The following is a 26,895-nucleotide window of genomic DNA, read 5'->3' on the forward strand; positions in this document are numbered from 1 at the left end:
GGTATCCGTTCCATGACCGATGCTGCATCCCTGCTCGCAACCGCATCGATGACCGATCCGGTCATCTCTGCGCGCCCCCGGGAATATTACACTGCCATGCGCGCGCTCGATCCGGTTCATTGGGACGAGAAGCTGGGGATGTTTCTGGTCTCGCGCTATGAGGATATCGCGGCCATTCAGCAGGACCCGATCACCTATTCGGTGAACAAGGGCTATCACACCCAGCAGGCCAAGGGCTTTCAGGAAGAATTTCAGGCGATACTCGAGCGCGAGGGCGGCGGTTATTTCCCCGATGCGATCATGTCCGACCCGCCCTATCACACGCGCATCCGCAAGCTGATGGAAAACGCCTTTACCGGCCATCGGGTCAAGGAGCTCGAGCCGCGCATAGAGGCCGTGGTGGTGGACCTGATCGAGAGCCTGGCCGACAGGGGCGCGGCCGATGCGGTGCATGACTTTGCGGTGCCGCTGACCATCCGCATCATCTGCGAACAGCTGGGGCTGGACTGGAGCATCAAGGACCGCATCCAGCGCTGGTCGATCGCGGTGACGGCGCAGATCGGCCGTATGCAGGATCGCGATCAGATGCTGGCCCATGCCCGCGAGATCTGCGATCTGCAGCATTACCTCATCGGAAAGATGAAGGAGCGGCAGGCAGAGCCGCGCGAGGACATGATATCCGACATAGTCCATGCCAGAATCGCGATGCCCGATGGCGAGGTGCAGACGCTGACCTTTCCCGAAGCGGTATCGCTTGTGCGTGCGCTGCTGATTGCCGGCAACGAGACGACTGCGACCGCCCTGAGCAACCTGTTCCACATCCTCGCAACCCGGCCAGACATAGCAAGGCTGCTCGAGCAATCGGTGGACGACGACCGATTGCTCAACCGTTTTGTCGAGGAATTGCTGCGCATCGAGCCACCTGTTCGAGGTCTGTCGCGCATGACCACCAGGGAGGTCGAACTCGGCGGCAAGACGCTGCCTGCGGGTTCTCACCTGCTGCTGATGTATGCGTCGGCCAACGATCAGGACAATGTCTTTCCCGATCCGCGCAGCTTTGACATCAACCGCCCCAATATCGGGCGGCACCTCTCCTTCGGCGGCGGTGTGCATCGCTGTGTTGGCCTCGCGCTGGCTAGAATGGAGATCAAGGTCGCCGCGCGCGAGATCGCCCGGCGGATGAAGGATATCCGCCTGGCAATCCCGCCCGAGGAGGTCACCTATCTGCCGACCGTCGCCACCCAGTCGATCGAGCGGCTGCCGATCACTTTTGCCCGCCGGTCGTGATTGCCATGGCCGATCGGGTAGGAGGGCAGCTGGCGGGCAAGACCGCGATCATCACTGGCGGGGCGAGCGGCATCGGCCGCGCGACAGCCGAGCTGTTCGTCAAGGAAGGCGCAGCGGTTGTGATCGCCGACATTGCCGATGCGGCCGGCGAAGCGCTGGCCGAAAGCCTGGGCGACCGATGCTGCTACACGCGTTGCGATGTCAGCCAGCGCGAAGACGTGGAACAGCTGATCGCCACTGCTGTCTCGACCTTCGGCGATCTTGACATCATGTTCAACAACGCTGGCATATCCTGTGCGCCGCACGTGAATTTCGTCGACGATCCGCTTGATGACTTCCACAAGGTGATGGCGGTCAACCTGCTGGGACCGATGCTGGGCACGCAATGCGCTGCCCGGCACATGGCCGTGCGCGGCCGCGGCGGGGTGATCCTCAACAATGCCTCGATTGCAGGCATTCTCGCCGGGCAGGCGATGATGACCTATCGGGCATCCAAGGCGGGTCTCGTGCAGTTCAGCAAGTCGGTCGCCATCGATCTGGCGCAATATGGAATCCGGGTGAATTGCCTGGTCCCTGGCCACATCCGCACCGATCTTTCCAGCTTCAAGGCTCAAGGGGCCGAGGATGCCGCCGCGATGCGTGTCGAGGAGGCCGTGTCTGCGGTCTATCTCTCGAACCAGCCGCTCAAGCGTCGTGGCGAGCCCAGAGACGTGGCCGAAGCGGCCCTGTTCCTGGCCAGCGATCGAGCAGCACAGATTACCGGCGTCGCCCTGCCGGTCGAAGGCGGGGTGACGGCGGGCGATCCTGTCAATCATCTCAGCGACATTTTTGCTGCCCGGGCCCAGGCGCTGCAAGGCTGAGCCTCCGGCCTGATTGCGGATGCAGGCCGGGCAGGGCGGCCCAGCGTTCAGCCCGGTAGTTTCAGCAGTTCATAGTCGCCGGCTGCATCGATCAGCGCCTGCCAGCCGTTCTGGACGACGATCGTGGTGAACCGCTCCTCGATTATCGCCGGTCCGGCAATGGTCTGGCCCGGGATCAGGTCCGGCCCCACGAAAACCGGGGTATCGGCAAATCCCTCGCCCAGATTGGCCCTGCGCGTTCGCGCAGGTCGGGGCTTTGCTGCTTCTGAAGCGCTTCCGCCACTGGCCGGCGGCAGCGGCGTGGGTACCGAACTGACCAGACGAACCGCCGTGAGTTCGGGAACTTCATGATCGCGCACATGGCCATATTCGGCCAGGTGTCGCGCATTGAACATGTTCATGGCCCTGGAGGCGAGGTCCGGGCCGACGAAACTCTGGTCGCCAAGCTGGTCCGCAGCGAAGAGTTCGAACGACAGCGTGAAATTCTGCCCCGGGTAGCGCATGTTTACCCGGTAGCTCGCACATATCTGCGCCCGCGCATACCCTGCCCTGGCAAAATGCGCCTCGGCCCGTTTCTCCAGCTCGCTCCAGAGTGCGGACATGCGTGCCGTGTCTATGCGATCGGCCGAACAGATCATCGAGCGTTCCTCGTCTATCGTCGGATCGGCCACCAGCGTGCCCAGTGCCGAAAAGGTCGGCGAGGCCTTGGGGATCAGCACGCGCCGGATGCCCAGACTTTCCGCCTGGGTTGCGGCGAAGGCCGGGCCATTGCCACCATAAGCCAGCATGACCAGCCTGCGCGGATCGATTCCCTTCCCGGCGGTGGTGCGGCGCACGCCGTTGGTCATGTTGGCGTTGACCAGCCGCCAGCAGTCGAATGCGGCCTGCTCCGCGCCATAGCCCAGGGCGTGGCCAAGCGCACCGAACGCTTCGGTCACGCCCAGCGCGGAAAGGCGGAAACCGCCACCGGCAAAGCCCTCGTCTGTGGACAATATGCCCAGCATCAGCAGCGCATCGGTGACGGTGGGTTCGTTTCCGCCCTTGCCATAGCAGATCGGCCCCGGCTCGGACCCGGCTGAGCGCGGCCCCACTTGCAGCATGCTATTGTGCACCTGGCAGATCGACCCGCCCCCTGCACCCAGTGTTTCCACACCGATCATCGGCACTCCGACAAGATAGCGGTGGTGCATGTTCCAGCCGGCTTCGGCAGGGGCTTGGCCGCTCAGCACCAGCGCCATGTCATAGCTGGTGCCGCCCATGTCGACGCATAACAGATCGGCACAGCCCTTGGCGCGGCCCACATGCGCCGATCCCACGACACCGCCTGCCGGGCCTGAGGCGAGCACCCTGACCGGAGCGTCGGCGATATACTCGCGCGTCATCACCCCGCCAGAGGCCTGCATCACCATCAGCTGGCCGGGATAGCCGGCATCGGCCAACCGGGTGACAAGCCGGTCGAGATAATGCGTCACGCGGGGCGCGACATAGGCGTTCACCACAGTGGTGCTGGTGCGATCATATTCAGGCGCACGCGGCAAGATCTGGTGCGACAGCGAAATCGCGACGCCGGGCATTTCCTCGGCGATGATGCTGGCGATGCGCCGTTCGTGAACTGGATTGAGAAAGGAGAAGAGCAGCGAAACCGCAACGGACTCGACCTTCTGCAGCCGCAGCTTGCGGCAGGCCTCGCGCACGCTGGCCTCGTCCAGCGGCTCGTGGACCGATCCATCGGCGCGGATGCGTTCTGTCACGGTCAGTCTTCGGCGGCGCGGGACGATCTCGACCGGCGGCTCCAGCCTTACGTCCCAGATGTCTTCCTTGAATCCGCGCCGATAGGCCATCTCGTCGCGAAAGCCCTGGGTGGTGATCAGGCCTGTCACTGCCCCGTTCATCTCGATCAGCGTGTTGTCGGCTATGGTGGTGCCGTGCACGATCGTCTCGCACGCTCCCAGAAAGTCGCGGAGCGACAGGCCTTGCTGCTCTGCCAGCGTCTGCAGGCCTTGCAGCACGCCTTCGGACCGGTCGTGAGGCGTGCTCAGGTTCTTGTGCAGCTTTACCTCGCCATGGTGGAGCAGCGCGAAATCGGTAAAGGTGCCGCCAATGTCGATGCCGACGCGAAAGTTCATGCCGCGACCCTTTCGCCGCGCAGAAGGGCAGTGGCATCACGATCGACCGCCAGGCTGTAATCGTCGAGCGATCCGGTCAGGACGACCTTGTAGATGTCACGGGCTGCCGCGATGCTGACCAGCTCGTCGAGCACATCCTCCTTGACCGCTTCCGGTTCCCTGAGGTGCGGGGGCTCGAAGCCCGCCCCGCCGCCATGCTGGTAGGCCGTTATCGCTCCTGCCGGAAGCTGCGCCTGCGCCCGCAGCTCGATAAGCCGCTCGTTCTCGCTGCCCAGTTCGAAACGGTTCGAATAGGGGCTGGCATCATGGCCGCCGCGCATTCCGCGCAGCGGGTGGCGCGCCGAAACCATCCAGGCCATGGCCATGGTCGGCTCCAGCACCTGCTTCACGTTCAGGCTGCCGGGCATGCCGCGCCAGCGCCCCGGGCCGCCGGTATCGATGGTCAGCTCCCGGCTGATGTTGAGCACGGGGTAGCGCGATTCGAAATCCTCGGCCTGGGACAGAAGCAGATTGCCGAGTGAGGCCGGGCACGAGCCCCAGCCATCGATCCCCGGGACCGCCGACACGTCCATCGACCGGCAATCGACACCCTGATCCATCCACATCTGCCCGTCGCGGAAGCCGATGATCGCGTTTGGCATCCCGATCTTGTACAGCTGAGGCGCCGAACGCTCGGGCACGACCGAAGAAAGGGCAAGGCAAACCGCCTCGGTAATCTCGCAGGCCGGGTGAAACGATCCGAGCGCAGCCGGCTTGTTGGGCGGAGGGTGAGCTATGCATCCTTCAGGCACCACGATGTTCACCGCGTTGAACAGCCCCTCGTTCTTGACGATGCCGGGATCGATGGCGGCGGCGAGCTGCGTCATGATGTAGCTGCGCGTATTGCCGAAGGTGTTCCATACACCGACCAGATTCTTCCGGTCATCGGTGCCGGTCAGGTCCACGGTGAGCTGGTCGCCATCAATAGTGCAGGTCACATTCACCCGCACATCGGGCGTTCCCACAGTATCATGATCGATGAACACTTCGGCAGAGTAGGAGCCGTCGGGCCAGCGCGAGACCTGTTCGCGCATCTGCCTTTCGCTGGTATGGATCGAATGATTGATCGCTGCCCAGATGGTGTCGGTGCCCCAATCGGCGATCAGGGCCGAGAGTCGTTCCGTTGCCTTCTGTACCGCGCCGATCATTGCTGCCAGATCGCCCGAGAAGGTCGCAAAACGGTTGTTGCGCTCGATCAGGTTGATCACGTCCCGCCGTTTCTCGCCGCGATGCACCAGCTTCAGGCAGGGAATGGCAAGGCCCTCGGTGAAGATGTCGGTCGCATCCAGCGTGAAGCCGCCCGGATCCTTGCCGCCGGTATCGCCCTGATGCGCCTGCAGCGCCTGGATCAGCACCAGCCGCCCTTCGGCATCGTAGACGGGAGCATAGACGTTATAGTCGGGCAGGTGGCCGCCGCCGTGATCGGGGTCATTGCCGAGGAACACGTCGCCCGGACCCCAGTCATAATCCTGCTGCAGCATGAGCCCGTACCGCACCGTAAGCTGCGACACGAAAGTGAGATGCGGCGTGCCGATCGACCCCATCGCGAGCCGCCCGTGCGCATCGACGATCACGGCATTGCGCTCGTTCGACTGATTGATGATCGGAGACGATGCAGCCCGCCCGAGATGGGTTGCTGCCTCAAAGCAAACCGTTTCCAGCGCGCCGCGGATGATGTCAGCCGTGACCGGGTCGATCCCGTGGTCGGTCGGCAACGGCGAGGGGCGCGCCGCCAGCCTGGCATTCAATTCGTAAGACATGGGACTGATCCGCTCCTCGCACCATCTTTTCGGCTTTGGTAAGAGGCTAGGACCAGACGGGGGCAGCTTCTGAACATCTTGCGCAAGAGGCTGAGCCAAAGATGCAGCTATCGCCGATCAACCCCCATCGCCAAGCGACCGAAACTTCTGGGGCGTGAGACCGGTCCACCTGCGGAAGGCACGGCCGAAGCTCGTCTGTTCACCGTAGCCCAGCCGCTCTGCAACCTCGTCGAGCGGCATGCGGGTCTGGGTGAGATAGACCTTGGCTAGCTTTTCCCGCTCTGCCTCGACCAGATGGGAATAGACCGTGTCGTGCTTTTCCAGCCGCATCTGCAGCGTACGCACTGATATGCCCAGCTTTTCCGCGCAGCGTTCGATGGAACAGGTGCCCTGGGGCAGGGCGCCCCGGATGTAGCTGCGCGCCTTTTCCACGGTATTGGCCCGCGACGTGATGCGAAGCCGCCCGAGATAACCGCCCAGAAGTCGATAGGTCAGCCTGTTGGCGCCCGTCAGTGGCTGATCCAGCAGCTTGGCGGGGAAGCGGATCGCGTTGTTGCTGCGGACGATGCTGACCGGTGCACCGATCGAGCGCTGTACCTCGCCGACATCGCGCGGTCGCAACATGGTCGCAAGCTCGACGCTGTCTATCACGAACGGATCGCCGATCAGCATCCGCAGCAGCTTGAGGTTCAGCACCAGACCCTGAAGGTTTGCCTGATCGTTGATGCCAAGGTCCGTTCGCACCGCCCATCGCAGTTCGGCGAGCGCCCCTTCGACATGCAGTTCCATCGCCGCATCCGGGCAATGGGCAATCGGCAGATAGTCGACAAAGCTCTCAAGCGCAGAGCGCAGGTCGGGCGCGGAACGGCAGAGCGCGGTCACGCATCCATAGACATCGGCGTCCTGCGCGCCGGCGAGTTGCAAACCGAACAGCGGAGCATCCAGCACCGCGCGGCAATATTCGAACATGTCGACCATCTGGCGGCAGCTGATATGGCAATCGGGGTCGGCCAGGGCACGCAGTTCCAGGTCGAAACGGTGCATGATGCGTTCGGGATCGCCATGCATGCTGCGCACAATTTCTGCAAAACCGCGCAGGTTGGCAGCGCGAACCTGACCCTGGGAGGGTGTGATTTCGAGGGGCGCGTCGAGCCCGAAGAAATAGAGCTGTCCGTCCATTTCATCCTGACCTTGCATTGCTTCTCGTTGCAGCATTGTCGGTGGTAGAGTCGACAGCGCGCGTGAATTGTCGAGAGGCCTGCACCTATTGTCAATACGGTGCATCGCCGGTCTGGCATCGTCCGGTTGAGAGGATGTTACATGGCGAGAAAGACCGCAAACGATCTGAAGGCGGAGGCGGCAGCGTTCATCCGCTACGAGAAAGACAGGCTGCGCAAGATCGCAACCGTCACCTTCGATCGGCAGGACCGAGCCAACTGCACCACCATCGGCATGCGCCTGCTATTTGCCGAGATCGTGCACAAGGCGAATATCGATGATGACGTGAAGGTGCTGGTCATCCGAGGCGAGGGGCAGGATTTCGGTTCCGGCGGCGATATCGACGAGCATGGCGACATCTATCTCAACCCCGGCCCGGACGAGAATTTCCTGCCTGATCTCGGCATTGACGATCCCGACGTCAAATACCCGCCGGCGGGGTCCTATCGCTTTCTCCATGGCCTGACTGATCATTATGCCAAGGGCTATGCCGGTAACCGCCCGCTTCAGGAATTCAAGAAGATCAGCATCATAGAGGCCAAGGGCTATTGCTATGGCTGGCATTTCTACCAGTGCGCCGATGCCGATCTCGTTATCTCTTCGGATGATGCCCTGTTCGGCCATCCCTCGTTCCGGTACGCCGGATGGGGCCCGCGCATGTGGCAATGGCTGGAGATGGTGGGCATCCGGCGCTTTTCGGAAATGCTGTTCACGGGCCGTCCGTTCACGGCCCAGGAGATGATGGACAGCCACTTCGTCAATTCGGTTGTCCCGCGCGACAGGCTGGAGGCCGAGACCGACAAATATGCCGATGCCTGCTGCCGCACCCGCCCGCTCGACGTGGTCGTCGCGCAGAAGACGTTTATCGAAATCTACAAGCAGTATCGCGGCGAATACATGGGCAGCCTGATGACCGGCTGGCTGGAAGGCATGCTGCCGATGATGAAGGACGACCGGCCGGGTGATGTCAATCTCGGCAATGGCAGCTTCGACGAAGGCATCGCGAAGACCGTCAAGAACAACGATCTCAACTATCCGCCGGAATGGCGGCTCAGCCGGGGTGGTCGCAAGCAGCCCTGATCAGCTGCCACTACCTCCGGTATTCAGGAAAGACATGAGTCATGGCAGATATCGAAACCGTGCAGATCGACACCAGCGACGTCGATAAATGGGTCGGCAAGGAGGTCGTCTTCGCGGAAATGTGGGACCCGTGCAACGCCACGGACATCCGCCGCTGGGTGCAGGCGATGGATTACCCCAACCCCATTCACTGGGATCAGGAATTTGCCGCCGCCTCGCGCTTCGGCGGGGTTGTCGCGCCTCAGAGTTTCGCGGTGAACATGGATTATGGCCATGGCTGCCATCCCGCATGCGTGGGCCATATTCCTGGCAGCCATTTGATCTTTGCCGGCGAGGAATGGTGGTTTTTCGGCGTTGATATCCGTCCGGGAGATCATTTCACCCAGCAGCGGCGCTTCGATGGCTATTCGATCGCCGAAACTGGCTTTGCCGGGCCGACGATGTTCACCAGGGGCGATACCGTGCACACCAACCAGCGCGGCGAAACCGTGGCCAAGGAACGCGCGACGGCCATCCGCTATCTGGTGGAGGAAGCGCGCAAACGGGCTGTCTATGACAAGGAAAAACGCAGCCCGCGCCGCTGGTCCAACGCTGAACTGGTCGAGCTGAACCGCATCCGCTACGACTGGATCCTGTCCAATCGCGACGGACGTTCGCCGCGTTTTGCCGATGTGCAGGTGGGCGACAGGCTGCCGCGCCGGGTCATGGGGCCGCATAGCAAGGTCACCTTTGCCAATGAATGCCGCGCCTTCCGCCAGAATATCTGGGGCACCTGGCGCTGGAACCCGCCGGCTGGCGTGCATGATCCGGCGCTGGACGATGCCGGCTTTGCCAAGAACATGACCTATGATCACGCGGCCTCGAAGATCGACCCGCGCGAGCATGATGGCCTGTATCGCGGCCCCTCCAGCGGCCATGTCAATGACGAGAAGGGCGAGCAGGTCGGCATGGGTGGGTCGTACGGCTATGGTGCCGCGATGAATGCCTGGCATCTCGATACGGTCGCCTATTGGGCCGGGCATGAAGGCTATATCTGGCATTCGAAGACCCAGTTTCGCTCCCCGGCTTTCGAGGGCGACGTGACCTGGATCGACGGCGAAGTCATCGAGAAGCTGGCGACCAGCGAATTCGGCTGCCCGATCGTCCGCGTCCAGATCCGGATGACGACGCAGGATGGCGACGAAATCCTCAAGGGCATTGCCGATGTGGGGCTGCCTGCTTGAACGGGAAGCCGTCCATCGTCCGCGGTATCCCGCTGGCTGACGAAGCGGGTCAGGGGGCCCATACGATCCCTGGCTATCTTGCGGAGGTGGCCGAGAAATTTGGGGATGCCCAGGCGCTGGTCGTGCGTTCGGCCCGGGGGCGGGCGGAATGGAGCTATCTCGAACTTCATCGTGCCGCGAGGGAGGTGGCGCGCGCCCTTGCAGCAGCGGGTGTCGGCAAGGCAAGCCGGGTCGGCATCCTGATGGCCAATCGCGCCGAGTATATCACCTCCTTGTTCGGAATCGCGATGGCCGGCGGTGTTGCGGTTGCGCTCAACACTTTCTCCACCCCCGCCGAGCTGCAGCATCAGGTGCAGATATCGGGCATCGGCTGGCTGTTGTTCGACGGCCGGTTATTGAAGCAGGATTTCGCCCGCACGCTCGCGGAGATCGATCTGGGACCCGATCTGACCGGCTTGGTCGAGCTCGACAGCGTTACCGATACGGAACCTGCCAGCGGCCGGTTTAGTGCCTGGGCGGACTTTCTTGCTGCTGGCGCAGCGGTCGATCCTGAAACGATCGATGCCCGGGCGCGGATGGTCGATGCATCGGATGCTGCGGGCGTATTCTTCTCGTCAGGCACGACGGCGCAGCCAAAGGCGATTGTCCACTGCCACCGCGCTTTCACGGTCCAGTGGTGGCGCTGGCCACGCGTGTTCGCCATGCGCGAACCGGTGCGCAGCTGGACCGGGAACGGCTTTTTCTGGTCCGGCAATGTGTCGATGACGATCGGCACAGCGCTGTCCACAGGCGGCGCGATGATCCTGCAACCTGCCTTCGATGCCGATCAGGCGCTGGCAGCGATCGAGGAGGAACGCGTGACCTTTCTCGGCGGCCGGCCCCATCAGTGGGCGCGGGTGCAAAGCGCACCGCGCTGGGCCGATGCCGACCTGTCCAGCCTGAAATATGTCACCAAGGGCGATCTGGTGACCGATCATCCCAGTGTCCAAACCGATTGGCACACGCCCAATGCGTTCGGCACGTCGGAAACGATGACCATCTGCACCGCTTTCGATGCCGAGACATCGGCAGAGGAATATGGCGGCAGCGTCGGCGGGCCATTGCCCGGCAACGCGCTCAAGATCGTCGATCCGGTCAACCGCGCTGTGCTCCCGGTGGGGCAGCGCGGTGAAATGTGCATCAAGGGACCGACGCTGATGTCGGGCTATCTGGGCAAGACGCCCGAACAATGCTTCGACGACGAGGGCTATTATTGTACCGGCGACGGTGGCTATGTCGACGCGCAGGGCCGGTTTTTCTGGGAAGGCCGCCTGACCGCCATCATCAAGAGCGGCGGCGCGAACGTCTCTCCGGACGAGGTCGATGCCGAGATCGCCCGCTTCCCCGGCGTCAAGCGCTGTCAGACCGTGGGTGTGCCCGACGACCTGCTGGGCGAGGTAGTCGTCGCCTGCATCGTGCCGCTGCCCGGCGCCACGATTTCGACGATGGCACTGCTGGCGAAGCTGAAGGAGCGGCTCGCGTCGTTCAAGCTGCCGCGTCATCTGCTTGTGCTGTCGGACGAGGAGTTTGCGCTGACGGCCAATGAGAAGCCCGTGATTGCCGAAATCCGCCGCGTCGCTGCTGCCAAGCTGGTTGCCGTGAACGACGCCGGGGTCGGGGTTTCGTCCGATGCATGACGCAGCTGGCGCAGGGGCGGCCCGGCATGGCCGATCGCGCGCCGACCTTCTACCCGGTTCAGCCTATCGCTATCTCGATCATCCCGTCTGCCACACGAACCGTAAAGGTGACGATCGGGTCCTTAGCCGGAGGGTTCATGGCCTCGCCGCTATCCAGATCGAAGCGGGCGCCATGGGCCGGGCAGGCAATCCAGCCATTGCGGATACGGCCGCATTCGAGCGGCTCGTCTGCATGCGAGCATTTGTTTTCCACGGCAAAAAGCCGGTCCTGGCTATTGCAGACCAGTATCTCGCGCCCGGCCACGGTTACCTTCACTGCCTTTCCGGGCGCGACCGCGTCAACGGCAATGGCGGGGACAAATGCGGCTTCGGACATGATCAATCCTATTCTTGTTCTGCAAATTCGGCACGGGTGCCTCGGGTGAAGCACTCCGCCAGCCGGATCGGTCCGAGCGGAGGTTACCGATGACAGCCGACGATTATTACCAGTATGCCTATGTGACTACAGATTGGCGGCGTGCGATGCGGGATATCGCTGCAGCGCACGATATCGGCGGGTTCATGGAAATGCCCGAGGCCGAATTCGATACCGGCCCCGGCAGGACCGCAGTCTGTCATTTCGCGCTCGCGTTCAAGAATGGCCTGCAGTTCGAGATCATCCAGCCGCTGGGCGGCGATTGCAGCGTGTATCGCTGGGGGTTGCCGGAAGAAGGCTATGCCACGCGCTTTCATCATCTCGGCCGTCATTTCTCCGACCGAAGCGAGTTCGAGCGGCACCATGCAGTTGCCTCGGCGCGCTGGAACCTGCCCGTGGCAGCAGACACCATGGGTGGCACCTATGCCTATTTTGATGCCCGGCCGGATTATGGACATTTCATCGAGAATTTTACCTTTCCGGCTGGTTCTCATCTTGAAGGTGTACCGAAATGGTAAATCAGACCTATGATGTGGTGATCGTCGGATCAGGTGCAGCCGGCGCCATGGCGGCCTTGCGCGCAGCCGATACAGGTCTGAAGGTCGTGATCCTCGAGAAGACCGCCAAGTTTGGCGGAACCTCGGCGACATCAGGCGGGGTGATGTGGATTCCCGGCCATGGCATGGACGGCAATGCCGATGACACACCCGATCAGGCGCTCGATTATCTGGGGGCGGTGATCAAGGCGCCGGTCAACCGGCAGCGGCTTGCGGCCTATGTCCATCAGGCTCCGAAGATGCTGGACTTTCTGCGTTCCACCGGCGTCCAGCCGATCGCCGCTGCCTGGCCCGACTATTTTCCGGATGCGCCGGGCGCACGAGCGGACCGGTCGGTCATCTTTCCAACGTTTGACGGCCGGGAACTGGGCGACAATCGCTACTGGCTGATGCGCGAGCAGTACAACCGGTTCAAGCTGTTCGGCCGGTACGCCATGGATCTGACCGAAACCTTCAGCCTCATGATGCAGCAGAAAGGCTGGCGCTTCACCGCTGCCCGCATGATCGCGCGCTACTGGTCGGATTTCGGCACCCGCCGCATTGGCCCGCGCGACCGGCGGTTTACCCAGGGCGCAGCGCTGATGGGGGCCGTCTACAAGCAGGTATTCGATCGCGGCGTGGAGCTCAAACTGCAGACCGGGCTGGATGAGCTTGTGGTCGATGACACCGGCAGGGTGTCTGGCGTTATCGCGCGCTGCCACGGTCGCAGGCTCCTGATCGCCGCTCGCCACGGCGTCGTTCTTGCAGCGGGGGGCTTCGAATGGAACCAGGCGCTGCGCGACCGTTTCTATCCCGTGCCGGGACTGACACGCCATTCTTCGACGCCGGAGGATGCCAATCGGGGTGAGGCCCTGATCGCGGCGGAACAGATCGGCGCGGACACCGAGCATACCGATCAGGGATGGTGGATACCGACCACGACCTTCCCGACGCCCGGAGCCAGCAACTTTCACGAGATACACCAGGCCGCATTCGATGTCGGGCGACCATGGAGCGTGTGCGTGAACCGCACCGGAAAACGCTTCGTCAACGAGGCTACCGGTTATGACAGCTTCGGCCAGGCGATGGTCGAGGACCATCTGAAGACCGGGGCCAACATTCCTTGCTGGCTGATCTTCGATGCCAAGTTCCGGCAGAAGTTCAGCGCCGGCGGCCTTATGCCGACAGCGCACACGCCCGAACAGCGCGTGCCGATCGATTGGTGGGACCGCTATGTCTGGCGGGCCCCGACCATCGCAGCACTGGCAGAGAAGATCGGCGTGCCCGCCGACACGCTTCAGGCCACGGTGTCAGCAATGAACGAATATGCCCGGACCGGGATCGATACCGAGTTCGGACGCGGGGGCAATGTCTACGACCGGTTCTTTGGCGATCCCACGGTGACGCCCAACCCGAATCTCGGGCCAATCGACGTCGCGCCATTCTATGCCGTGCCGATCAACAACGGCGATCTGGGCACCAAGGGCGGCGTGCGATGCGACGAGCGGGCAAGGGTGCTCGATCGCCAGGGCAGGCCGGTCGAAAATCTCTATGCGGCGGGCAACTGTGCCGGGTCGCCCTTTGGCGATTGCTATCCCGGTGCCGGCGGAACCATCGGTCCGGCGATGACCTTCGGCTTCATTGCCGCCAACGATATCGCCGCGCGCACCGGCAATCAGCGGGGAGAGGGATAATGACCGAAGTTGCAATCGTCACCGGAGCGGCGGGCGGAATAGGCGAGGCCATCGTCCGCACGCTTGCTGCACAGGGCGTTGCCGTGGTCGGCACGGGGCGAAGTGCGGATAAACTGGAGCGGTTGGCTGCATCGCTGGATACCGGCATGGCCTTCAGCCATGTCGTGGCGGACATCACCGAAGCCGATGCGCCGCAGCGTATCGTCGGGCATTGCCTGGAACGGTTCGGGAAGCCCAATTATCTGGTCAACAACGCTGGGGCAGGGGCATGGGCCCCGGTTCACGCGACCAGCGACGCGATGCTCGACGAGGTGATCGCAATCAGTCTGCGGGCACCATTCCGTCTCTGCCGCGAGGTGATCCCGTATATGAGCCGCGGGTGCGCGGTGGTGAACATTGGTTCGACCTTCGGCATCATGGGTGGCATGGACGGCGGCATCTATTGCGCCGTCAAGGCAGGGCTTAAGGGTCTTACCCAGACCATGGCCGCGCAATATGGCGAACAGGGCATTCGCAGCAATCTGGTTGCACCGACCGTTGTCAGGACACCGATGACGGAGGGCGCGTGGGATTATCCCGCGTTCCAGCGGATCAACCAGGGCCTGACGCCATTCTACCGCGATTGCCGGCCGGAGGATGTCGCCAATGCGGTGGCGTTTCTGTGCAGTGACAAGGGTGAGTTCATCAATGGGCAGGTCCTGCCTGTCGATGGTGGCTGGAGCACGACCCGGATGATCAACAGCCGCTTTCTCGCGCAATAGCCGCGCACACAACGCGTGCACGATATCCGATCGACGCCGGGGCGGCGGCCTTGAGCCTGTCGTCAAAGCCGCAGATGGTTTGGGATCAAGGAATGGAGCAGGGAACGCCGGTGCATCCGCTGGCTGCCGCTTGCAACGAGACAGCGTCAAGGAGAGCGAAGCATGGAAATCAATTCGTCACTGGCAGCCGTGGTCACCGGCGGTTCGTCCGGACTCGGTCGCGCGAGCGCGTTGGCCCTGGCTGCGGCAGGGGTCAAGGTTGCCATTTTCGACATCAATGACGCTGCCGGCCAGACTGTCGCCGACGAGATCGGCGGCATCTTCTGCAATGTCGATATCATGTCCGAAGACAGTGTGCTTGCCGGGTTCGAGAAGGCTCGTGCAGCGCATGGGCAGGAGCGCGTCGTCGTGCACTGCGCCATGGTTGCAGGGGGCGGCAAGACTGTCGGCTGGGACAAGGAAAACAACTGCTTCAAGCGCGCGCCAACCGCCGGGTTCGAACGAGCGATGAACGGCATCGCCGTTGCGAGCTATCGCATCGCTTCAGTCGCTGCGCTCGGGATGGCGGGCGCAGAGCCCCTGAACGAGGATGGAGAACGCGGCTCGATCATCCTGACGTCGTCGGCCGCGTCGCAGGACGGACAGGTCGGTCAGGTGGCTTACGGATCTGGCAAGGGGGCGGTCAATTCGATGGTGCTGCCCATGGCCCGCGACCTGATGGATCTGGGGATCCGGGTCAATGCCATCCTGCCAGGCACCTTTGCCACGCCGCCGATGCTAATGGTCAAGGAACGCGCGCCAGCGGTCTATGCCGGGCTGGAGGCCGCCGTCCCATTCCCGAAACGACTCGGGAAGCCCGACGAGTTCGGCAGCCTGGTGCTCGAACTGGTCCGCAACACCTATTTCAACGGCCAGTGCCTGCGGCTCGATGGCGCGATCCGGATGCCACCGAAATAGAGCAAATTACTGAAAGATAAGGACAAAACATTCACTCGGGTCGGCAGGGCGGGCGCTTTGCCGACCCTTTTTCGTCGGTTGGCGACATATACCTTGACGCTAAGCTAGATTATACTAAACTAGCTGAGTATCTTCGACCTAAGGAGCCTGCCATGACCCGTTTTGCGAATACCGCCTTCGGCGTGACCCTTGCCATCACCATTCTGAATTTCGCTCTGATCGGCCTTGCTCCTCTCACGGCCTGATCCTCATCAGGCCCTCTCCTGCCTGCCGACAGGGCGAGAACCGGCAATCTGTGCGCTCAGCCGTGCAGATTGCCGGAAATATGGTCGAGCAGACGGACCAGCTCGGCGCGTTCGGCTTCACTGAGCCCGGCGAGGAGCCGCTCCTCGTGGCGTGATCGCAATTCGGTCAGGTTGGCGATGACCGGGGCTGCCTGTTCGGCAGGATAAATGCAGTGCGCGCGGCGGTCCTCGGGCTTGGGACGCCGCTCTACCAATCCTTCAGCCACCATCCGGTCTATCAACCGGCCGGCCGAAGCTTCGGTCATCTCCAGCTTTTCAGAGATGCTGCGCTGGGTCGACCCAGGGTTGGCGACCACGACCGCAAGGAGCGTCCATTGCGCGCCGGTGATACCGAGCGTGCCTACTTCACGATCGAAATCCCGCCGCAACTGGCGAACGATCATCCCCAGACGCAACGCGATCGAACGCTTCTGGACCATCGTTTCGCTGATCACGGTTTCTCCTAAACGCGTTCGATGATGATCGCAGGCGCCATGCCGCCCGCAGCACACATCGTTATGAGACCATAACGCCCGCCTGACCGCTCCAGCTCGTCCAGCGCCGTGCCGATCAATATGGCTCCGGTAGCACCGATCGGATGGCCCAGGGCAATGGCACCGCCATTGATGTTCACTTTTGTGCGATCAAGATCAAGGTCGCGGATGAATTTTTCCACCACGACCGAAAATGCCTCGTTGACCTCCCAGACGTCGATATCGGCGGTGGTCAGACCTGCCTTGGCCAGCACCTTCCGTGCTGCAGGCACAGGTGCATTGAGCATCAGCGTCGGGCAATCCCCGACATTGGCGGTGGCCACGATGCGTGCCCGGGGCTTCAGCCCGTGCGCTGCGACATAGTCACCGGAGGCGATCAGGATGGCCGCAGCTCCGTCGACCACGCCGGAAGAGGTGCCGACATGGTGGACCGGCTTGATGTCGACATCCGGATATTTGCGGTTGATGAGCTGGCGAAAGGTTTCGCCGTCCTTGGCCGACGGCATGTCGAGAAACATCTCGAAAGCCGGCTTCATCTCTGCCAGCCGCTCCGCCGTCGTGTCGGGGCGGGGATATTCCTCATGGTCCAGCACGACATTGCCGTCATCGTCGAGCACAGGCACGACCGACCGGCTGAAGCGTCCTTCGGCCAGCGCGACTGCCGCACGGCGCTGGCTTTCGACGCCAAATGCCTCCAGCTCGGTGCGGGAAATGCCCTCCATGGCAGCAATCGCATCGGCGCAGACCCCCTGGTTTGATTGCGGATGCAACGCCTGCAGCCGGGCGTTGCCGGTACCCAGGCCGCTGGCCGCCGCGACGCCCGCCGCGCGCACCTTGCCGCCATAATCGGTGATATGGCTCATCATCTCGGTACCGCCGGCGATGACCAGGTCTTCCATGCCGCTCATCACCTGCGCTGCGGCAAGGTTTGTCGCAGTGAGGCCGCTGCCGCAGAACCGATCGAGCGTGACACCCGATGCCTTCACGTCGAAACCGGCATCCAGCGCCGCCATGCGGCCCATATCACCGCCCTGAAGCCCCATCTGCGCCGAACAGCCCCAGATCACGTCATCGACGTCTGCCGTGTCGAGCGAATTGCGCTCCTTCAGGGCCTTCAGCACTGTAGCTGCCAAGTGCTGGGGATGCATGTGGGAAAGCGCACCCTTGCCGACCTTGCCGATGGAGCGCGGCGTCCGCACGGCGTCAATGATATAGGCACTGGGCATTTCACGGCTCCTCAACATGCATCCGGATTTTGCCCCTCTATGGCATGGTGAAACTGCCCCGACCAATCGCGACCGCGATGATTGCGAATCCCCCCATGCCGATACTGCGCTGCTGGGCTAGCCTTGCAGAAAAAGAGGCAGGAGAGCAGACACATGGGTGGGGCGTTAAGGGTGATCCAGTGGGCGACCGGCAATATCGGCACGCGCGCCTTGCGGGCCGTGATCGAGCATCCGGGGCTCGAGCTCGCCGGTCTGTGGGTCAGCAATGAGAACAAGGTCGGCCGCGATGCCGGAGCCCTGTGTGGCCTGCCCGATACCGGCATCATTGCAACCCGCTCGGTGGAAGAGCTTTGCGCGCTGCAGGCGGATTGCGTCCTGTACATGCGCCAGGGAACCGATGTCGACGAGCTTTGCCGGCTGCTCGCCAGCGGCAAGAACATCGTCACGACTCGGGGCGATTTCCACCATCCGGAAAGCATGAATCCGCAAGTTCGCCAGCGCATCGAAGCCGCCTGCGCAGAGGGAGGCACATCGATCCATTCGACCGGATCAAGCCCCGGGTTCATTACCGAAGCGCTGGCGATTCCGCTCGTCTCGCTTTCGCGACGGCTCGATTGCCTGACGATCGACGAGTTTGCCGATCTCTCCTCGCGCAATTCTCCCGGTCTCCTTTTCAATGTCATGGGCTATGGTCAGCCGATAGGTGAATTCCAGCAAGCCCGGGCCGATCATGTGAAGGCGGATTTTGCGGCATCGCTGGCCCAATTGGCTGACGGTCTGAATATCCGCATCGATCGCTGGCAGGCCTTTGGCGAGTATGCCGCGGCACGGACCGACCAGACTATTGCGGCGGGAATCATCCACGCGGGAAAGATGGCCGCACAGCGCATTACGATCGAAGGCCATTGCGATGGTGAGACCCGGTTGCGGTTCCGTGCCAACTGGTATGCATCACGCGATCTGGAGCAGAATGATTGGGACCTGCGTCCTTCGGGATGGCGCGTGCGGGTCGCGGGCGATACGCCGCTGGATGTAGCGATCAGCTTTCCTGTCGCGCCCGAGGACTACGCCGCCTTTACCCCAGGATTGACGGCACACCGGGCCGTCAATGCGATACCGGCTGTCTGCACGGCCTGCCCAGGCATCCGCACAACGATTGATATGCCGCAGGTGCTGGCGAACTTTGCAGCATGAGTGCCGTGCTTCGCCTCGACGGGCAAGTGGTGCTGGTCACGGGGGCTGGAGGGGGGCTGGGCCGGGCCTATGCGCAGGAGCTTGCGCGGCGAGGTGCCCATCTGGTGGTCAACGACATCAAGGCCGAGGCCGCCAGCGAGGTGGTCGATGAGATCCGAGCCGGCGGCGGTTCAGCGCTGGTCAATACGGACAGTGTGGCTGATCCTGATGGCTGTGCGGCCATGGTTGCGGCCACCCTTGCGCAGTTCGGCAGGATCGACGGGCTCGTCTGCAATGCGGGCACCATCAGCATCGCGCCCTTCCAGGAGACCCGCCAAGAGACCCTTTCGGCGCTGCTGAATGTCCATCTTGGCGGTGCCTTTCATCTCGCCCAGGCCGTCTGGGCACCGATGAGTGCGCAAGGAGGCGGGCATATCGTCTTCACCACATCGTCTGCCGGCATGTTCGGCATGCCGCAGCTGTCTGCCTATGGCGCGGCCAAAGGAGCCGTTGCCGGTTTGATGGGTGTGCTAGCAGAGGAGGGCCGCAGCCTCGGCATACGCTGCAATGCGGTCATGCCCAATGCAGCCAGCGGCATGACGGCAGAGATCGGTCGCTCGGCGCGAGGCGAGGGCGGGCTGGGCCCCAATCCCTGGGTGGCGGATGCGCTGGCGACGTTCGATCCGCGCTTCACTGCAGCACTCGTCGCATGGCTCCTCCATCCCGATTGTCCCTCCACCCATGGCATCTATTCGGTCGCTGCAGGACGCATGGCGCGTGTCTGTACCGCTCCTGTACCCGGATGGCATGGCCCGCTTGACCGCCCGCCGACACTTGAGGAGATCGCAGCGCATTGGGCGGAGATTTGTGATCCGGGCGGTGGAGTGGAGGTGCCTGCCAATGCCTATGACGAGTTTCGTATCGTGGCGGAATCGCGGCTAAGATAGTCTGCGATCAAGGTTTCGCTGACCGTCCACAGTCTTGCGGCGGCCGCGTCGTCCGAGGCTGCTGCTGCCGGTTCGCATTCGACCAGACCCTCGAAATAACGGCCGTTGATCCTGCCGGCTTCCGCACTGGTCCCCAGCCAGACAAGCGCGCGGGCCGCATCGTCGGGGGTGATCATTTTCGTGCGGATCGAGTCCATATAGGCCTTCATTCCCGGCTCGCAGTGGGTGGCAAAATTGCTGTCGACATTGCCGGGGTGCAGGGCGTGGGCGATGATGCGCCCGTCATGCCTCCGCGCGAGTTCGCGCGTGAACATCACATTGCCCAGCTTGGCCTGACAATAGGCGCGGCCGCTCTGCCAGCCATCGGCAAGGCCTAGATCGACCCAGGCTATCGCGGGACAGAATTTGTGCCCGTCCGACGATGTTGCGATGATTCGCGCGTGATCGACCAGCATTGGCCAGAGCAGCATCGTCAGAAGAAACGGTGCCAGATGGTTCGAGGCAAACGTTTCTTCCAGACCCTCGGAGGTGATCCGTCGCTGTGCAACGACCCCGCCGGCATTGTTGCACAGCACATTTATGTGCGGCGCAAGCTCCGCGATCTGCCGTGCAAGATGCAGGACATTGGCCATTATCGAGAGATCTGCCTGCAGCATGGTGAAATGCGGATGGGCGAGTTCGGCCTTGGTCGCCGCGCAGCGCCCCGCATCGCGTCCGGTTCCGATCACCTGCCAGCCGAGGTCCAGCCATTGCCGCGCAGCCGCCTTGCCCACCCCGGCGCTAGCACCCGTGATGACGACCGTTGGCCTGCCAGCGTCCTGAAACGTCTCCATGCTGCGGCTTTCGCACAGTCTGGCAGCCAGCCCCAATCGCCGGGGCGTTTTCATGCTGGCAGGCTTGCCTGATGACGACGGCACAATAGCCTGCAGGCACTTTGGCAGCAGGGAAGATGCAGCATGACCCAAAGGCTCAATGGCAAGGTTGCGCTCGTAACGGGAGGCGGCAGCGGCATAGGTGCGGCAGCAGCAGAAGCGCTGGCGGCCCATGGCATGTCCGTGGCGATCACCGGCAGACGCCGCGAGAAACTGGACGGGGTGACCCACCGGATCGGCCTCGCCGGTGGCAGGGCCATGGCAATCGTCAGCGATGTAGCGGACGAACAGAGCGCTTTTGCCGCTGTCGATGAGGCTGTCCGTCAGTTCGGCCGCCTCGATATCCTGATCAACGCTGCAGGGGTCAACGAGGCTGGCGGCATCGGTGCGCTCGATCTCGAAAGCTGGCGGAAGGTCATCGATATCAACCTCTGGGGGACAATCCACAGCTGCAAGGCGGCCCTGCCTCACCTCAGGGCTGCCGGTGGAGGTGATATCATCAACATCAGCTCGACCGCAGGTCGCCGCGCAGCGGGGGCGTTCGCCTCCTATGCAACGTCGAAGCATGGAGTGAACGGATTTACCGAATCGATCCGGCAGGAGCTGGGGGGCGAGAACATCCGCGTCTGCGTGATCGAACCGGGTGCAACCGAAACCGATATTGCGCAGAGCGTTTCCGACCCGAAATGGTCGGCCATGATCCAGCAGCATGTCAGCAAGGCCGATGCGATGCAGGCAGCGGACATCGCCGATGCGATCATCTTCGCGCTGATGCTGCCGCGGCGCGCCAATGTGTCGCAAATGCTGATACGTCCCACGACAGACACCGCGCCGATGTAGCGGCGGGGAGACAAGGAGAGCGGCGCATGAGGCGCGCAATGACAGCTTTCGTGCCGGTTCTGGCACTGCTCCTCGCCGGCGGGGGGCAGGATGCTGCGCCACCGCCGGTAGCGCCGACGCAACAGGCACCGGCTTCAGCCATGCGTCCGCTGATGGTGCCCGGATACATCCCGGCCGAAAAGGCGCTGGACGGCATGGCGCTGGTCCCGCCGCCACCCGCGCATGGCAGTGCCGAGATGGCGAGGGACCGGCGCGAGGAACAGGCCGCGCTCGCGCTGCGTGGCACTGCGCGCTGGACACTGGCGACCAGCGATGCCGATCTGCGCTCGCCCAGCGCAACCGGTGCGTTCTCCTGTGCAGCCGGCCGGGTCATCGGTCCCGAAGCGACCCCGCTGACCGATGCGTTGCTGCGCAAGACGCTGCCGGATTTTGCCCGCATATCGGCCGCTCCCAAGCAGCATTTCGGGCGCAAACGGCCGTTCGAGGGCAATGGCCAGCCGATCTGCACACCGCAGGATGAGGCCGGCTTGCGTGGCAACGCCTCCTATCCCTCGGGCCATGCGACGATCGGTTATGGCTGGGCCCTGATCCTCGCCGACCTGCTGCCCGCGCGGAGCAAGGCGCTGCTCCAGCGCGGCACGGACTTTGGCGACAGCCGCCGCATCTGCAACGTCCATTTCGTGAGCGATGTGGCGGCGGGTGCAAGGTTGGCGGACCCCGTGGTCGAGGCACTGAAGAGCGAACCACAGTTTGCAGCCGACATGGCTGCCGCCCGTGCCGAGTTGCGCAGCCTCCGGCCTGTCCATCCCGATTGCACCACAGAAAGTGCAGTTCTTGCCAAGAGGGAATCTCGATGAAGCCTTCAGCAGAATTCGAAGCCGCGCCGGCGCGACTACAGGATGGACAGGGCCATGCTCTGCCGAGCATGCGCTACCGTTCGTGGTTCCTGTTCGTGATGATGCTGGTATCCGCGTCGGTCACTGGGGAACGTTACATGATGGCGGTGATGGTCGGCCCGATCAAGGCGGACCTGGGCCTCAGCGATACGCAGATCGGCCTTGCCAAGGATCTGGCGGTCACGATTGTGTATATCCTGGCTGTCATTCCGCTGGCGCGACTTGCCGACCGATGGTCCAAGCGCAAGATCGTCGCCATTGCGGCCGCCACCTGGAGCCTCGCCGTACTGATCTGCGGCCAAGCTCGGAGCTTTTTTCCGCTGCTGCTGGGGCGTGCGGCCATCGGTCTGGGCGAGGGGGGCTTCACGCCGCCGTCACAAAGTTGGATTGCCGACCTTTTCCCGATGAAACAGCGGGCCACGGCGCTCTCGGTCTTCCTGCTAGGCGCATCGATCGGGCATCTCAGCGGTCCGGCGCTTGGCGGTTTCCTGACCAGCGAATATGGCTGGCGCAACGCCATGATGCTGGCGGCGCTGCCCGGCCTGGTCCTGGTGCCGCTGGTGTGGTTCACCTTGCGCGATGTTCCGCCCGGCCTTGCTGATCGCAACTCTGCAGCCGCCATGCAGACAAGGCCATTCGGGGAAACGCTTCGCGCCATTCTGGCGGTGCGGACCTTGCCCCTTGTAATCATTGCCGCGTCGCTGACGACGTTGCTCACCATGGGCTTGGTCAGCTGGACACCGGCCTATATGGAGCGCAGCTTCGGCATGTCTGCGCGCGAGGCAGGCCTCGTCATGGGCGGCGCGCTTTTCCTGGGCTCGGTGATCGGGCATTCAGTTGGTGGCCCGATTGCCGATTTCCTGGGTCGCCGCGATGTCCGCTGGTACATCTGGATCCAGGTTTTCAGCGCGCTCGGCGCGACGGCGATCGCCTTTGTCATGCTCAATGGCCCTGGAACGAGCGTGTTTCCGCTGCTGGGCCTCAACATGCTGGTCGGCGGTCTTTCTGCGGCGCCGCTGATGGCGGTGATTTCCGGCCTCGCTCCGGTGCATGCCCGGTCGGTGGCGGTCGCCGTGCTGATGGTCACGATCAACGTCATCGGGCTGGGCGGCGGCCCACTTTTCGTCGGCTGGCTGTCGGATATGCTCGCGCCGACCTACGGACAGGAGTCCCTGGGGATGGCGATGCGAGCCGTGCTGTTTGTCGGGGTGCCTGCGGCCATTCTTGCCTTCTGGGCCGGTATGATCTGCCGCAAGGATTTTGCGGCGGCCGGTGCATGGCAGGTACCCGCCGAACCGGCATCCGTAATTCATTGAATTTCATCAAACACAGCAAGAGGCCCAGATCATGACCCAGCGCATTCCGCCAATGCCCAAGGACCAGTGGACCGAAGAGGCACGCGATGTCTTTGCCTTCTGGGGCGAACCCAATGCGCGCGAGGAAGGATCGAAAACGTCCATCCTGCCGGTCATGGGCAATCATCCCGGCCTCGGGATGGCGTACAACCACTGGGGCAAGCAGCTGCTGATGGCCAACACGCTAAGCACGCGTCAGCTGGAGCTGCTGATCCTTCGCGTCGCCTGGCGGGTACAGTCTGCCTATGAATGGCATCATCATGTGGGCTATGCGCTCAATTGCGGGATCACGCTGGAAGAAATCTCCGCGATCAAGAGCCATCCCGACGGCCATGAATGGGCAGAGAGCGACGTTGTCGTCCTCGACACCGTCGATGCGCTCATCGACCATCATGGCGTCGATGATGCACTGTGGGCCAGGATCGAGCAGCAGCTGGAAATTCGCCAGCGGATGGATCTGGTGATGAGCATCGGCCATTACGTGATGACCAGCTGGGCGCTGTCCGCATTCGGCGTGCCGGTCGAGCCCTGGGCCGATGCGATCGGTTTCGATCTGATGACTGCATCGGGCAAGGTGCCCGGGCGCACACTGAAACCAGGCGAGGGCGAAGGCTGGGCAGAAGGGCGCGACTGACCACCCCAACCTTGGCATCCTATCGCAGCGACGATGCTTGCTCAGCTTCGCCGCAAAGCGAATTGCCTCGGCCTGCCGTTCCGGTAACCGATTGACGAATTCAATTTCGAGGACAGGTTCGATGGCAGTAGAAGTTTTGCTCCCCAAGCTCGGATTCTCGATGAACGAGGGCCAAATCGCGGAATGGCTGTTCGGCGACGGCGAGGAAGTGTCCGAAGGCGAGGCACTGTTCCTGCTTGAAGCGGACAAGTCGACCAACGAGGTCGAGGCACCCGCCAGCGGTATCCTGCGCATCGTTGCTCAGGAGGGCGAGACCTACGAGGTCGGTACTGTCATCGGCTATATCGAGTAACGGACCGCACCGGTGACCCTCCGCGTCGGGATCGTCAGTGCAGGCTGGGGGGCCTTTGCCCATCTGCCGGCCTGGCGCGCCATTCCCGGGGTCGAGGTCACGGCGATCTGCACGTCGTGCGAGCAGACTGCCCGCGCAGCGCAGCAGCGGCTGGGGCTCCCCCTCGCTTTCTGGGATGCCGAGGCCATGTGCGCCGATCCCGATATCGATATCGTCGATCTGGGCACGCGGCCATCCGTGCGCCTGCCGATGGTTCTGGCGGCCATCCGCAACGGCAAGCACATATACAATGCCTGCCCGCATGCGCCCGACTGGGCCGGCGCCCTGGCTATCGATGCTGCTCTGGCCGGTTCGCACACCCTTGGCGTGATCGATGCGTTCAGCGAGCATCTGCCCGCGCATCGGCAGATGCAGGTTATGCTGGATGATGGCTATATCGGCGAACCGCTCGGCGGAATCTGCCATTTCAACCTCTCGTTGTTCAATCGCCCCGACAAGCGCTTTCCCTATGGCTGGTTTGCCGATGGTAGCGCGGGGGTCAGCGCGGTTCGCAATAACGGCAGCCACATGCTGCACGTACTGACGCGGATGCTGGGCCCGGTCGACCGGTTGGTGGCCGACGATACGCAGGTATTGAAGCAATGGGTCTATCCCGATGGCGACACGATCACGCCGCAGACCAACGACTTTGCCAATGTGATCCTGAAGTTCCGTTCCGGTTTGACGATGACGATGCAGGTCGGATGGAACATGCCGCTGGCCAGCGGCTGGATGATTGACTTGCACGGAACGAAGGGGCGCTTGCGGGCCGAATCCCCGACCTTCCCGACGGCGCGGGATTGCGTGCTCCATGGCGGTCAGCTTGGCGGGGTAATGGAACTCATCGCCATGCCGGAGGCCTACAAGTCCCATCCGGATATCGCGCTCGATTGGGAGGCCGAAATACCGCCCAGTTTTCCGATGGCAATCACCATGAAGGGATTGGTCGATGCCATATCCGGCCAGGGTCATCCAGCGCCCGATTTCCGGCGCGCGCTCGAGATAGAGCGGATACTCGAGGCGATCAGGCGATCGAATACCGCGCGAAGCTGGATGAGCCTGGACCAGATCGGAAGAGAGCAAAAGACATGAGGAACGCTATCCAGCTTCTTATCCTGGCGGCTTGTGCCGCCCTGTCTTTCCCTCCGGTAAGTGCCGCCGATCTTTCCGATTCAGGAGCCACCATGATCAGACCCCATATTCGCGATGATGCGCAGGCCTATCTTGATGCGCTCGCCAAACAGCCGCGCCCGCCGATGAACGACCAGACCATTGCGATGATCCGCAATATCCCGCCCGAGCAATTGGCCGTGATGATGTCGATGTCGGAACTGCCCGTGCCTGAACTGGCGGTGGACCGCAAGCTGACCATGCCCGGACCGGCCGGTCCGATCGAACTGCGTATGTTCGATCCGCGCGCGACGCGCGAACCCGGTCCGGTCGTCGTCTTCTATCACGGCGGCGGCTTCATCGTCGGCAGTATCGCAACGCATGCTTCTTTTGCTGCGGAAATCGCAAGGCAGCTCGACATGCCGGTGGTGTCGGTGGAGTACAGGCTGGCACCCGAGAACAAGTGGCCGGCGGCACCCGACGATGCCGAGGCTGCGGCGCGCTGGGTCGCCCAGAATGGTGCTGCCCTGGGACGCGAGGTTACAGGTTTGGTCCTGTCAGGCGACAGCGCGGGCGGCACGCTGACGCTCTCCACGGCGCTGGCGCTGCGTGACAAGCCTGCCGCAGTACCGGTCAGGTTGGCGCTTGCCTTCTATCCGATGGCCGATGGCTCGCGAACCTATCCCTCGGTGGCGCAGTTCGGCGATGGCTATGGGCTGAATACGGCTGACACCGCTTATTACAATGAGGCCTTCGCGCCCGATGTGAACAGCCCGCGCCATTCCGCGCTGCTGGCCGATCTCGTGGATTTCCCGCCGACGGTGCTGGCGACGGCGTCGCTGGACCCGCTGCGTGACGGGGGCAGGGCCTTTGCCAGCAAGCTCGCCGAGGCAGGCGTACCAGTCAGCTTCTATGAGGCTGAAGGAAACATCCACGGCTTTGCCACTTTCCGCAAGGCAATCCCTTCGGCCCAGGACGATCTCAGGCATATTCTCGATCTTGCCAAGGCGATGCTCGCCGCTGGGCCGGCCAGTCGGTAAT

The 26,895-nt window shown here is 63.0% G+C and carries 25 protein-coding genes; 18 read left to right on the forward strand and 7 right to left on the reverse strand.

Translation table 11 applies throughout. From position 1 onward, the window contains the following. Positions 1-12 precede the first annotated feature (12 nt). Both LI72_RS10795 and LI72_RS10800 read left to right on the forward strand, forming a co-directional pair. On the forward strand, positions 13-1,287 hold the full coding sequence (locus LI72_RS10795; RefSeq protein WP_033925846.1) for a cytochrome P450: 1,275 nt from the start codon (positions 13-15) through the stop codon (positions 1,285-1,287). A gap of 5 nt (positions 1,288-1,292) precedes the next feature. After that, complete coding sequence (locus LI72_RS10800; protein WP_033925847.1) at positions 1,293-2,147, forward strand: SDR family NAD(P)-dependent oxidoreductase; 855 nt, start codon at positions 1,293-1,295, stop codon at positions 2,145-2,147. A gap of 47 nt (positions 2,148-2,194) precedes the next feature. Here LI72_RS10800 and LI72_RS10805 read toward each other — a convergent pair whose 3' ends face one another. From LI72_RS10805 to LI72_RS10815, 3 genes are all read right to left on the reverse strand, one after another. Further along, positions 2,195-4,273 carry a hydantoinase/oxoprolinase family protein gene (locus LI72_RS10805; protein WP_033925848.1) on the reverse strand — a complete coding sequence of 693 codons (2,079 nt, stop codon included), beginning with the start codon at positions 4,271-4,273 and terminating at the stop codon, positions 2,195-2,197. Continuing rightward, positions 4,270-6,072, reverse strand: coding sequence for a hydantoinase B/oxoprolinase family protein (locus tag LI72_RS10810; protein WP_033925849.1), 1,803 nt, complete (start codon positions 6,070-6,072; stop codon positions 4,270-4,272). Before LI72_RS10810 ends, LI72_RS10805 begins: the two co-directional genes overlap by 4 nt. Before the next feature lie 117 nt (positions 6,073-6,189). Then, positions 6,190-7,251, reverse strand: coding sequence for an AraC family transcriptional regulator (locus LI72_RS10815; RefSeq protein WP_033925850.1), 1,062 nt, complete (start codon positions 7,249-7,251; stop codon positions 6,190-6,192). Between the two features lie 141 nt (positions 7,252-7,392). On the opposite strand from LI72_RS10815, the gene LI72_RS10820 reads away from it, so the two are divergent. The 3 genes from LI72_RS10820 (at position 7,393) to LI72_RS10830 (ending at position 11,269) form a co-directional block, all read left to right on the forward strand. Continuing rightward, positions 7,393-8,370 carry an enoyl-CoA hydratase/isomerase family protein gene (locus LI72_RS10820; RefSeq protein WP_033925851.1) on the forward strand — a complete coding sequence of 326 codons (978 nt, stop codon included), beginning with the start codon at positions 7,393-7,395 and terminating at the stop codon, positions 8,368-8,370. A gap of 41 nt (positions 8,371-8,411) precedes the next feature. Further along, complete coding sequence (locus LI72_RS10825) at positions 8,412-9,593, forward strand: FAS1-like dehydratase domain-containing protein (protein ID WP_033925852.1); 1,182 nt, start codon at positions 8,412-8,414, stop codon at positions 9,591-9,593. An 86-nt stretch (positions 9,594-9,679) separates the two neighbouring features. After that, entirely contained in the window at positions 9,680-11,269 is a 1,590-nt protein-coding gene (locus LI72_RS10830) for a class I adenylate-forming enzyme family protein (RefSeq protein WP_231562438.1), read from the forward strand. A gap of 58 nt (positions 11,270-11,327) precedes the next feature. Here LI72_RS10830 and LI72_RS10835 read toward each other — a convergent pair whose 3' ends face one another. Continuing rightward, positions 11,328-11,645, reverse strand: a complete 318-nt coding sequence (locus LI72_RS10835; RefSeq protein ID WP_033925854.1) for a Rieske (2Fe-2S) protein — start codon at positions 11,643-11,645, stop codon at positions 11,328-11,330. An 89-nt stretch (positions 11,646-11,734) separates the two neighbouring features. On the opposite strand from LI72_RS10835, the gene LI72_RS10840 reads away from it, so the two are divergent. The 4 genes from LI72_RS10840 (at position 11,735) to LI72_RS10855 (ending at position 15,632) form a co-directional block, all read left to right on the forward strand. Then, on the forward strand, positions 11,735-12,202 hold the full coding sequence (locus tag LI72_RS10840) for a hypothetical protein (protein ID WP_033925855.1): 468 nt from the start codon (positions 11,735-11,737) through the stop codon (positions 12,200-12,202). Next, complete coding sequence (locus tag LI72_RS10845) at positions 12,196-13,914, forward strand: FAD-dependent oxidoreductase (RefSeq protein WP_033925856.1); 1,719 nt, start codon at positions 12,196-12,198, stop codon at positions 13,912-13,914. Before LI72_RS10840 ends, LI72_RS10845 begins: the two co-directional genes overlap by 7 nt. Beyond that, a complete protein-coding gene (locus LI72_RS10850; RefSeq protein WP_033925857.1) occupies positions 13,914-14,675 on the forward strand; it encodes an SDR family NAD(P)-dependent oxidoreductase in 762 nt (253 codons plus the stop codon). The genes LI72_RS10845 and LI72_RS10850 overlap by 1 nt, the downstream gene beginning before the upstream one ends. Before the next feature lie 162 nt (positions 14,676-14,837). Then, a complete protein-coding gene (locus LI72_RS10855; protein ID WP_033925858.1) occupies positions 14,838-15,632 on the forward strand; it encodes an SDR family oxidoreductase in 795 nt (264 codons plus the stop codon). Positions 15,633-15,933: 301 nt separating this feature from the next. Here the strand turns inward: LI72_RS10855 and LI72_RS10860 are convergent, their stop codons facing one another. Further along, positions 15,934-16,371, reverse strand: coding sequence for a MarR family winged helix-turn-helix transcriptional regulator (locus LI72_RS10860; RefSeq protein WP_033925859.1), 438 nt, complete (start codon positions 16,369-16,371; stop codon positions 15,934-15,936). An 8-nt stretch (positions 16,372-16,379) separates the two neighbouring features. Continuing rightward, entirely contained in the window at positions 16,380-17,636 is a 1,257-nt protein-coding gene (locus tag LI72_RS10865) for an acetyl-CoA C-acetyltransferase (protein ID WP_033925860.1), read from the reverse strand. A 153-nt stretch (positions 17,637-17,789) separates the two neighbouring features. On the opposite strand from LI72_RS10865, the gene LI72_RS10870 reads away from it, so the two are divergent. Both LI72_RS10870 and LI72_RS10875 read left to right on the forward strand, forming a co-directional pair. Further along, complete coding sequence (locus LI72_RS10870; RefSeq protein ID WP_033925861.1) at positions 17,790-18,830, forward strand: NAD(P)H-dependent amine dehydrogenase family protein; 1,041 nt, start codon at positions 17,790-17,792, stop codon at positions 18,828-18,830. Next, positions 18,827-19,756, forward strand: coding sequence for an SDR family NAD(P)-dependent oxidoreductase (locus LI72_RS10875; protein ID WP_231562439.1), 930 nt, complete (start codon positions 18,827-18,829; stop codon positions 19,754-19,756). The genes LI72_RS10870 and LI72_RS10875 overlap by 4 nt, the downstream gene beginning before the upstream one ends. Here the strand turns inward: LI72_RS10875 and LI72_RS10880 are convergent. Next, on the reverse strand, positions 19,714-20,589 hold the full coding sequence (locus tag LI72_RS10880) for an SDR family NAD(P)-dependent oxidoreductase (protein WP_033925862.1): 876 nt from the start codon (positions 20,587-20,589) through the stop codon (positions 19,714-19,716). The two genes, LI72_RS10875 and LI72_RS10880, sit on opposite strands and share 43 nt — an antisense overlap. 123 nt (positions 20,590-20,712) lie before the next feature. Between LI72_RS10880 and LI72_RS10885 the strand changes: the two genes are divergently transcribed. The 7 genes from LI72_RS10885 to LI72_RS10915 all read left to right on the forward strand — a co-directional run bounded on the left by LI72_RS10885 (position 20,713) and on the right by LI72_RS10915 (position 26,894). After that, positions 20,713-21,468 carry an SDR family oxidoreductase gene (locus LI72_RS10885; protein WP_033925863.1) on the forward strand — a complete coding sequence of 252 codons (756 nt, stop codon included), beginning with the start codon at positions 20,713-20,715 and terminating at the stop codon, positions 21,466-21,468. A 26-nt stretch (positions 21,469-21,494) separates the two neighbouring features. Then, a complete protein-coding gene (locus tag LI72_RS10890) occupies positions 21,495-22,325 on the forward strand; it encodes an acid phosphatase (RefSeq protein ID WP_033925864.1) in 831 nt (276 codons plus the stop codon). Next, complete coding sequence (locus tag LI72_RS10895; protein ID WP_033925865.1) at positions 22,322-23,680, forward strand: spinster family MFS transporter; 1,359 nt, start codon at positions 22,322-22,324, stop codon at positions 23,678-23,680. The genes LI72_RS10890 and LI72_RS10895 overlap by 4 nt, the downstream gene beginning before the upstream one ends. A gap of 31 nt (positions 23,681-23,711) precedes the next feature. Beyond that, positions 23,712-24,353 carry a carboxymuconolactone decarboxylase family protein gene (locus tag LI72_RS10900; protein ID WP_033925866.1) on the forward strand — a complete coding sequence of 214 codons (642 nt, stop codon included), beginning with the start codon at positions 23,712-23,714 and terminating at the stop codon, positions 24,351-24,353. Positions 24,354-24,474: 121 nt separating this feature from the next. Beyond that, the gene (locus LI72_RS10905; protein ID WP_033925867.1) at positions 24,475-24,705 is read left to right on the forward strand and encodes a biotin/lipoyl-containing protein; all 231 of its coding nucleotides are present in this window, start codon (positions 24,475-24,477) and stop codon (positions 24,703-24,705) included. Positions 24,706-24,717: 12 nt separating this feature from the next. Then, positions 24,718-25,836: a Gfo/Idh/MocA family protein gene (locus tag LI72_RS10910; protein WP_033925868.1), complete on the forward strand. Its 1,119-nt coding sequence runs from the start codon at positions 24,718-24,720 to the stop codon at positions 25,834-25,836. Positions 25,837-25,928: 92 nt separating this feature from the next. Continuing rightward, the gene (locus LI72_RS10915) at positions 25,929-26,894 is read left to right on the forward strand and encodes an alpha/beta hydrolase (protein WP_052129732.1); all 966 of its coding nucleotides are present in this window, start codon (positions 25,929-25,931) and stop codon (positions 26,892-26,894) included. The last annotated feature ends 1 nt before the right edge of the window (position 26,895 follow it).

This window comes from Sphingomonas sp. 35-24ZXX, from assembly GCF_000786215.1.
GTDB lineage: Bacteria > Pseudomonadota > Alphaproteobacteria > Sphingomonadales > Sphingomonadaceae > Blastomonas.

Coding starts and splice junctions, on each gene's coding strand:
- LI72_RS10820 (WP_033925851.1), top strand. CDS start 7,393: ATGGCGAGAAAGACCGCAAACGATCTGAAGGCGGAGGCGGCAGCGTTC.
- LI72_RS10890 (WP_033925864.1), top strand. CDS start 21,495: ATGAGGCGCGCAATGACAGCTTTCGTGCCGGTTCTGGCACTGCTCCTC.
- LI72_RS10885 (WP_033925863.1), top strand. CDS start 20,713: ATGACCCAAAGGCTCAATGGCAAGGTTGCGCTCGTAACGGGAGGCGGC.
- LI72_RS10835 (WP_033925854.1), bottom strand. CDS start 11,645: ATGTCCGAAGCCGCATTTGTCCCCGCCATTGCCGTTGACGCGGTCGCG.
- LI72_RS10870 (WP_033925861.1), top strand. CDS start 17,790: ATGGGTGGGGCGTTAAGGGTGATCCAGTGGGCGACCGGCAATATCGGC.
- LI72_RS10900 (WP_033925866.1), top strand. CDS start 23,712: ATGACCCAGCGCATTCCGCCAATGCCCAAGGACCAGTGGACCGAAGAG.
- LI72_RS10915 (WP_052129732.1), top strand. CDS start 25,929: ATGATCAGACCCCATATTCGCGATGATGCGCAGGCCTATCTTGATGCG.
- LI72_RS10880 (WP_033925862.1), bottom strand. CDS start 20,589: ATGGAGACGTTTCAGGACGCTGGCAGGCCAACGGTCGTCATCACGGGT.
- LI72_RS10895 (WP_033925865.1), top strand. CDS start 22,322: ATGAAGCCTTCAGCAGAATTCGAAGCCGCGCCGGCGCGACTACAGGAT.
- LI72_RS10850 (WP_033925857.1), top strand. CDS start 13,914: ATGACCGAAGTTGCAATCGTCACCGGAGCGGCGGGCGGAATAGGCGAG.
- LI72_RS10875 (WP_231562439.1), top strand. CDS start 18,827: ATGAGTGCCGTGCTTCGCCTCGACGGGCAAGTGGTGCTGGTCACGGGG.
- LI72_RS10795 (WP_033925846.1), top strand. CDS start 13: ATGACCGATGCTGCATCCCTGCTCGCAACCGCATCGATGACCGATCCG.
- LI72_RS10840 (WP_033925855.1), top strand. CDS start 11,735: ATGACAGCCGACGATTATTACCAGTATGCCTATGTGACTACAGATTGG.
- LI72_RS10810 (WP_033925849.1), bottom strand. CDS start 6,072: ATGTCTTACGAATTGAATGCCAGGCTGGCGGCGCGCCCCTCGCCGTTG.
- LI72_RS10815 (WP_033925850.1), bottom strand. CDS start 7,251: ATGGACGGACAGCTCTATTTCTTCGGGCTCGACGCGCCCCTCGAAATC.
- LI72_RS10825 (WP_033925852.1), top strand. CDS start 8,412: ATGGCAGATATCGAAACCGTGCAGATCGACACCAGCGACGTCGATAAA.
- LI72_RS10805 (WP_033925848.1), bottom strand. CDS start 4,273: ATGAACTTTCGCGTCGGCATCGACATTGGCGGCACCTTTACCGATTTC.
- LI72_RS10905 (WP_033925867.1), top strand. CDS start 24,475: ATGGCAGTAGAAGTTTTGCTCCCCAAGCTCGGATTCTCGATGAACGAG.
- LI72_RS10855 (WP_033925858.1), top strand. CDS start 14,838: ATGGAAATCAATTCGTCACTGGCAGCCGTGGTCACCGGCGGTTCGTCC.
- LI72_RS10800 (WP_033925847.1), top strand. CDS start 1,293: ATGGCCGATCGGGTAGGAGGGCAGCTGGCGGGCAAGACCGCGATCATC.
- LI72_RS10865 (WP_033925860.1), bottom strand. CDS start 17,636: ATGCCCAGTGCCTATATCATTGACGCCGTGCGGACGCCGCGCTCCATC.
- LI72_RS10845 (WP_033925856.1), top strand. CDS start 12,196: ATGGTAAATCAGACCTATGATGTGGTGATCGTCGGATCAGGTGCAGCC.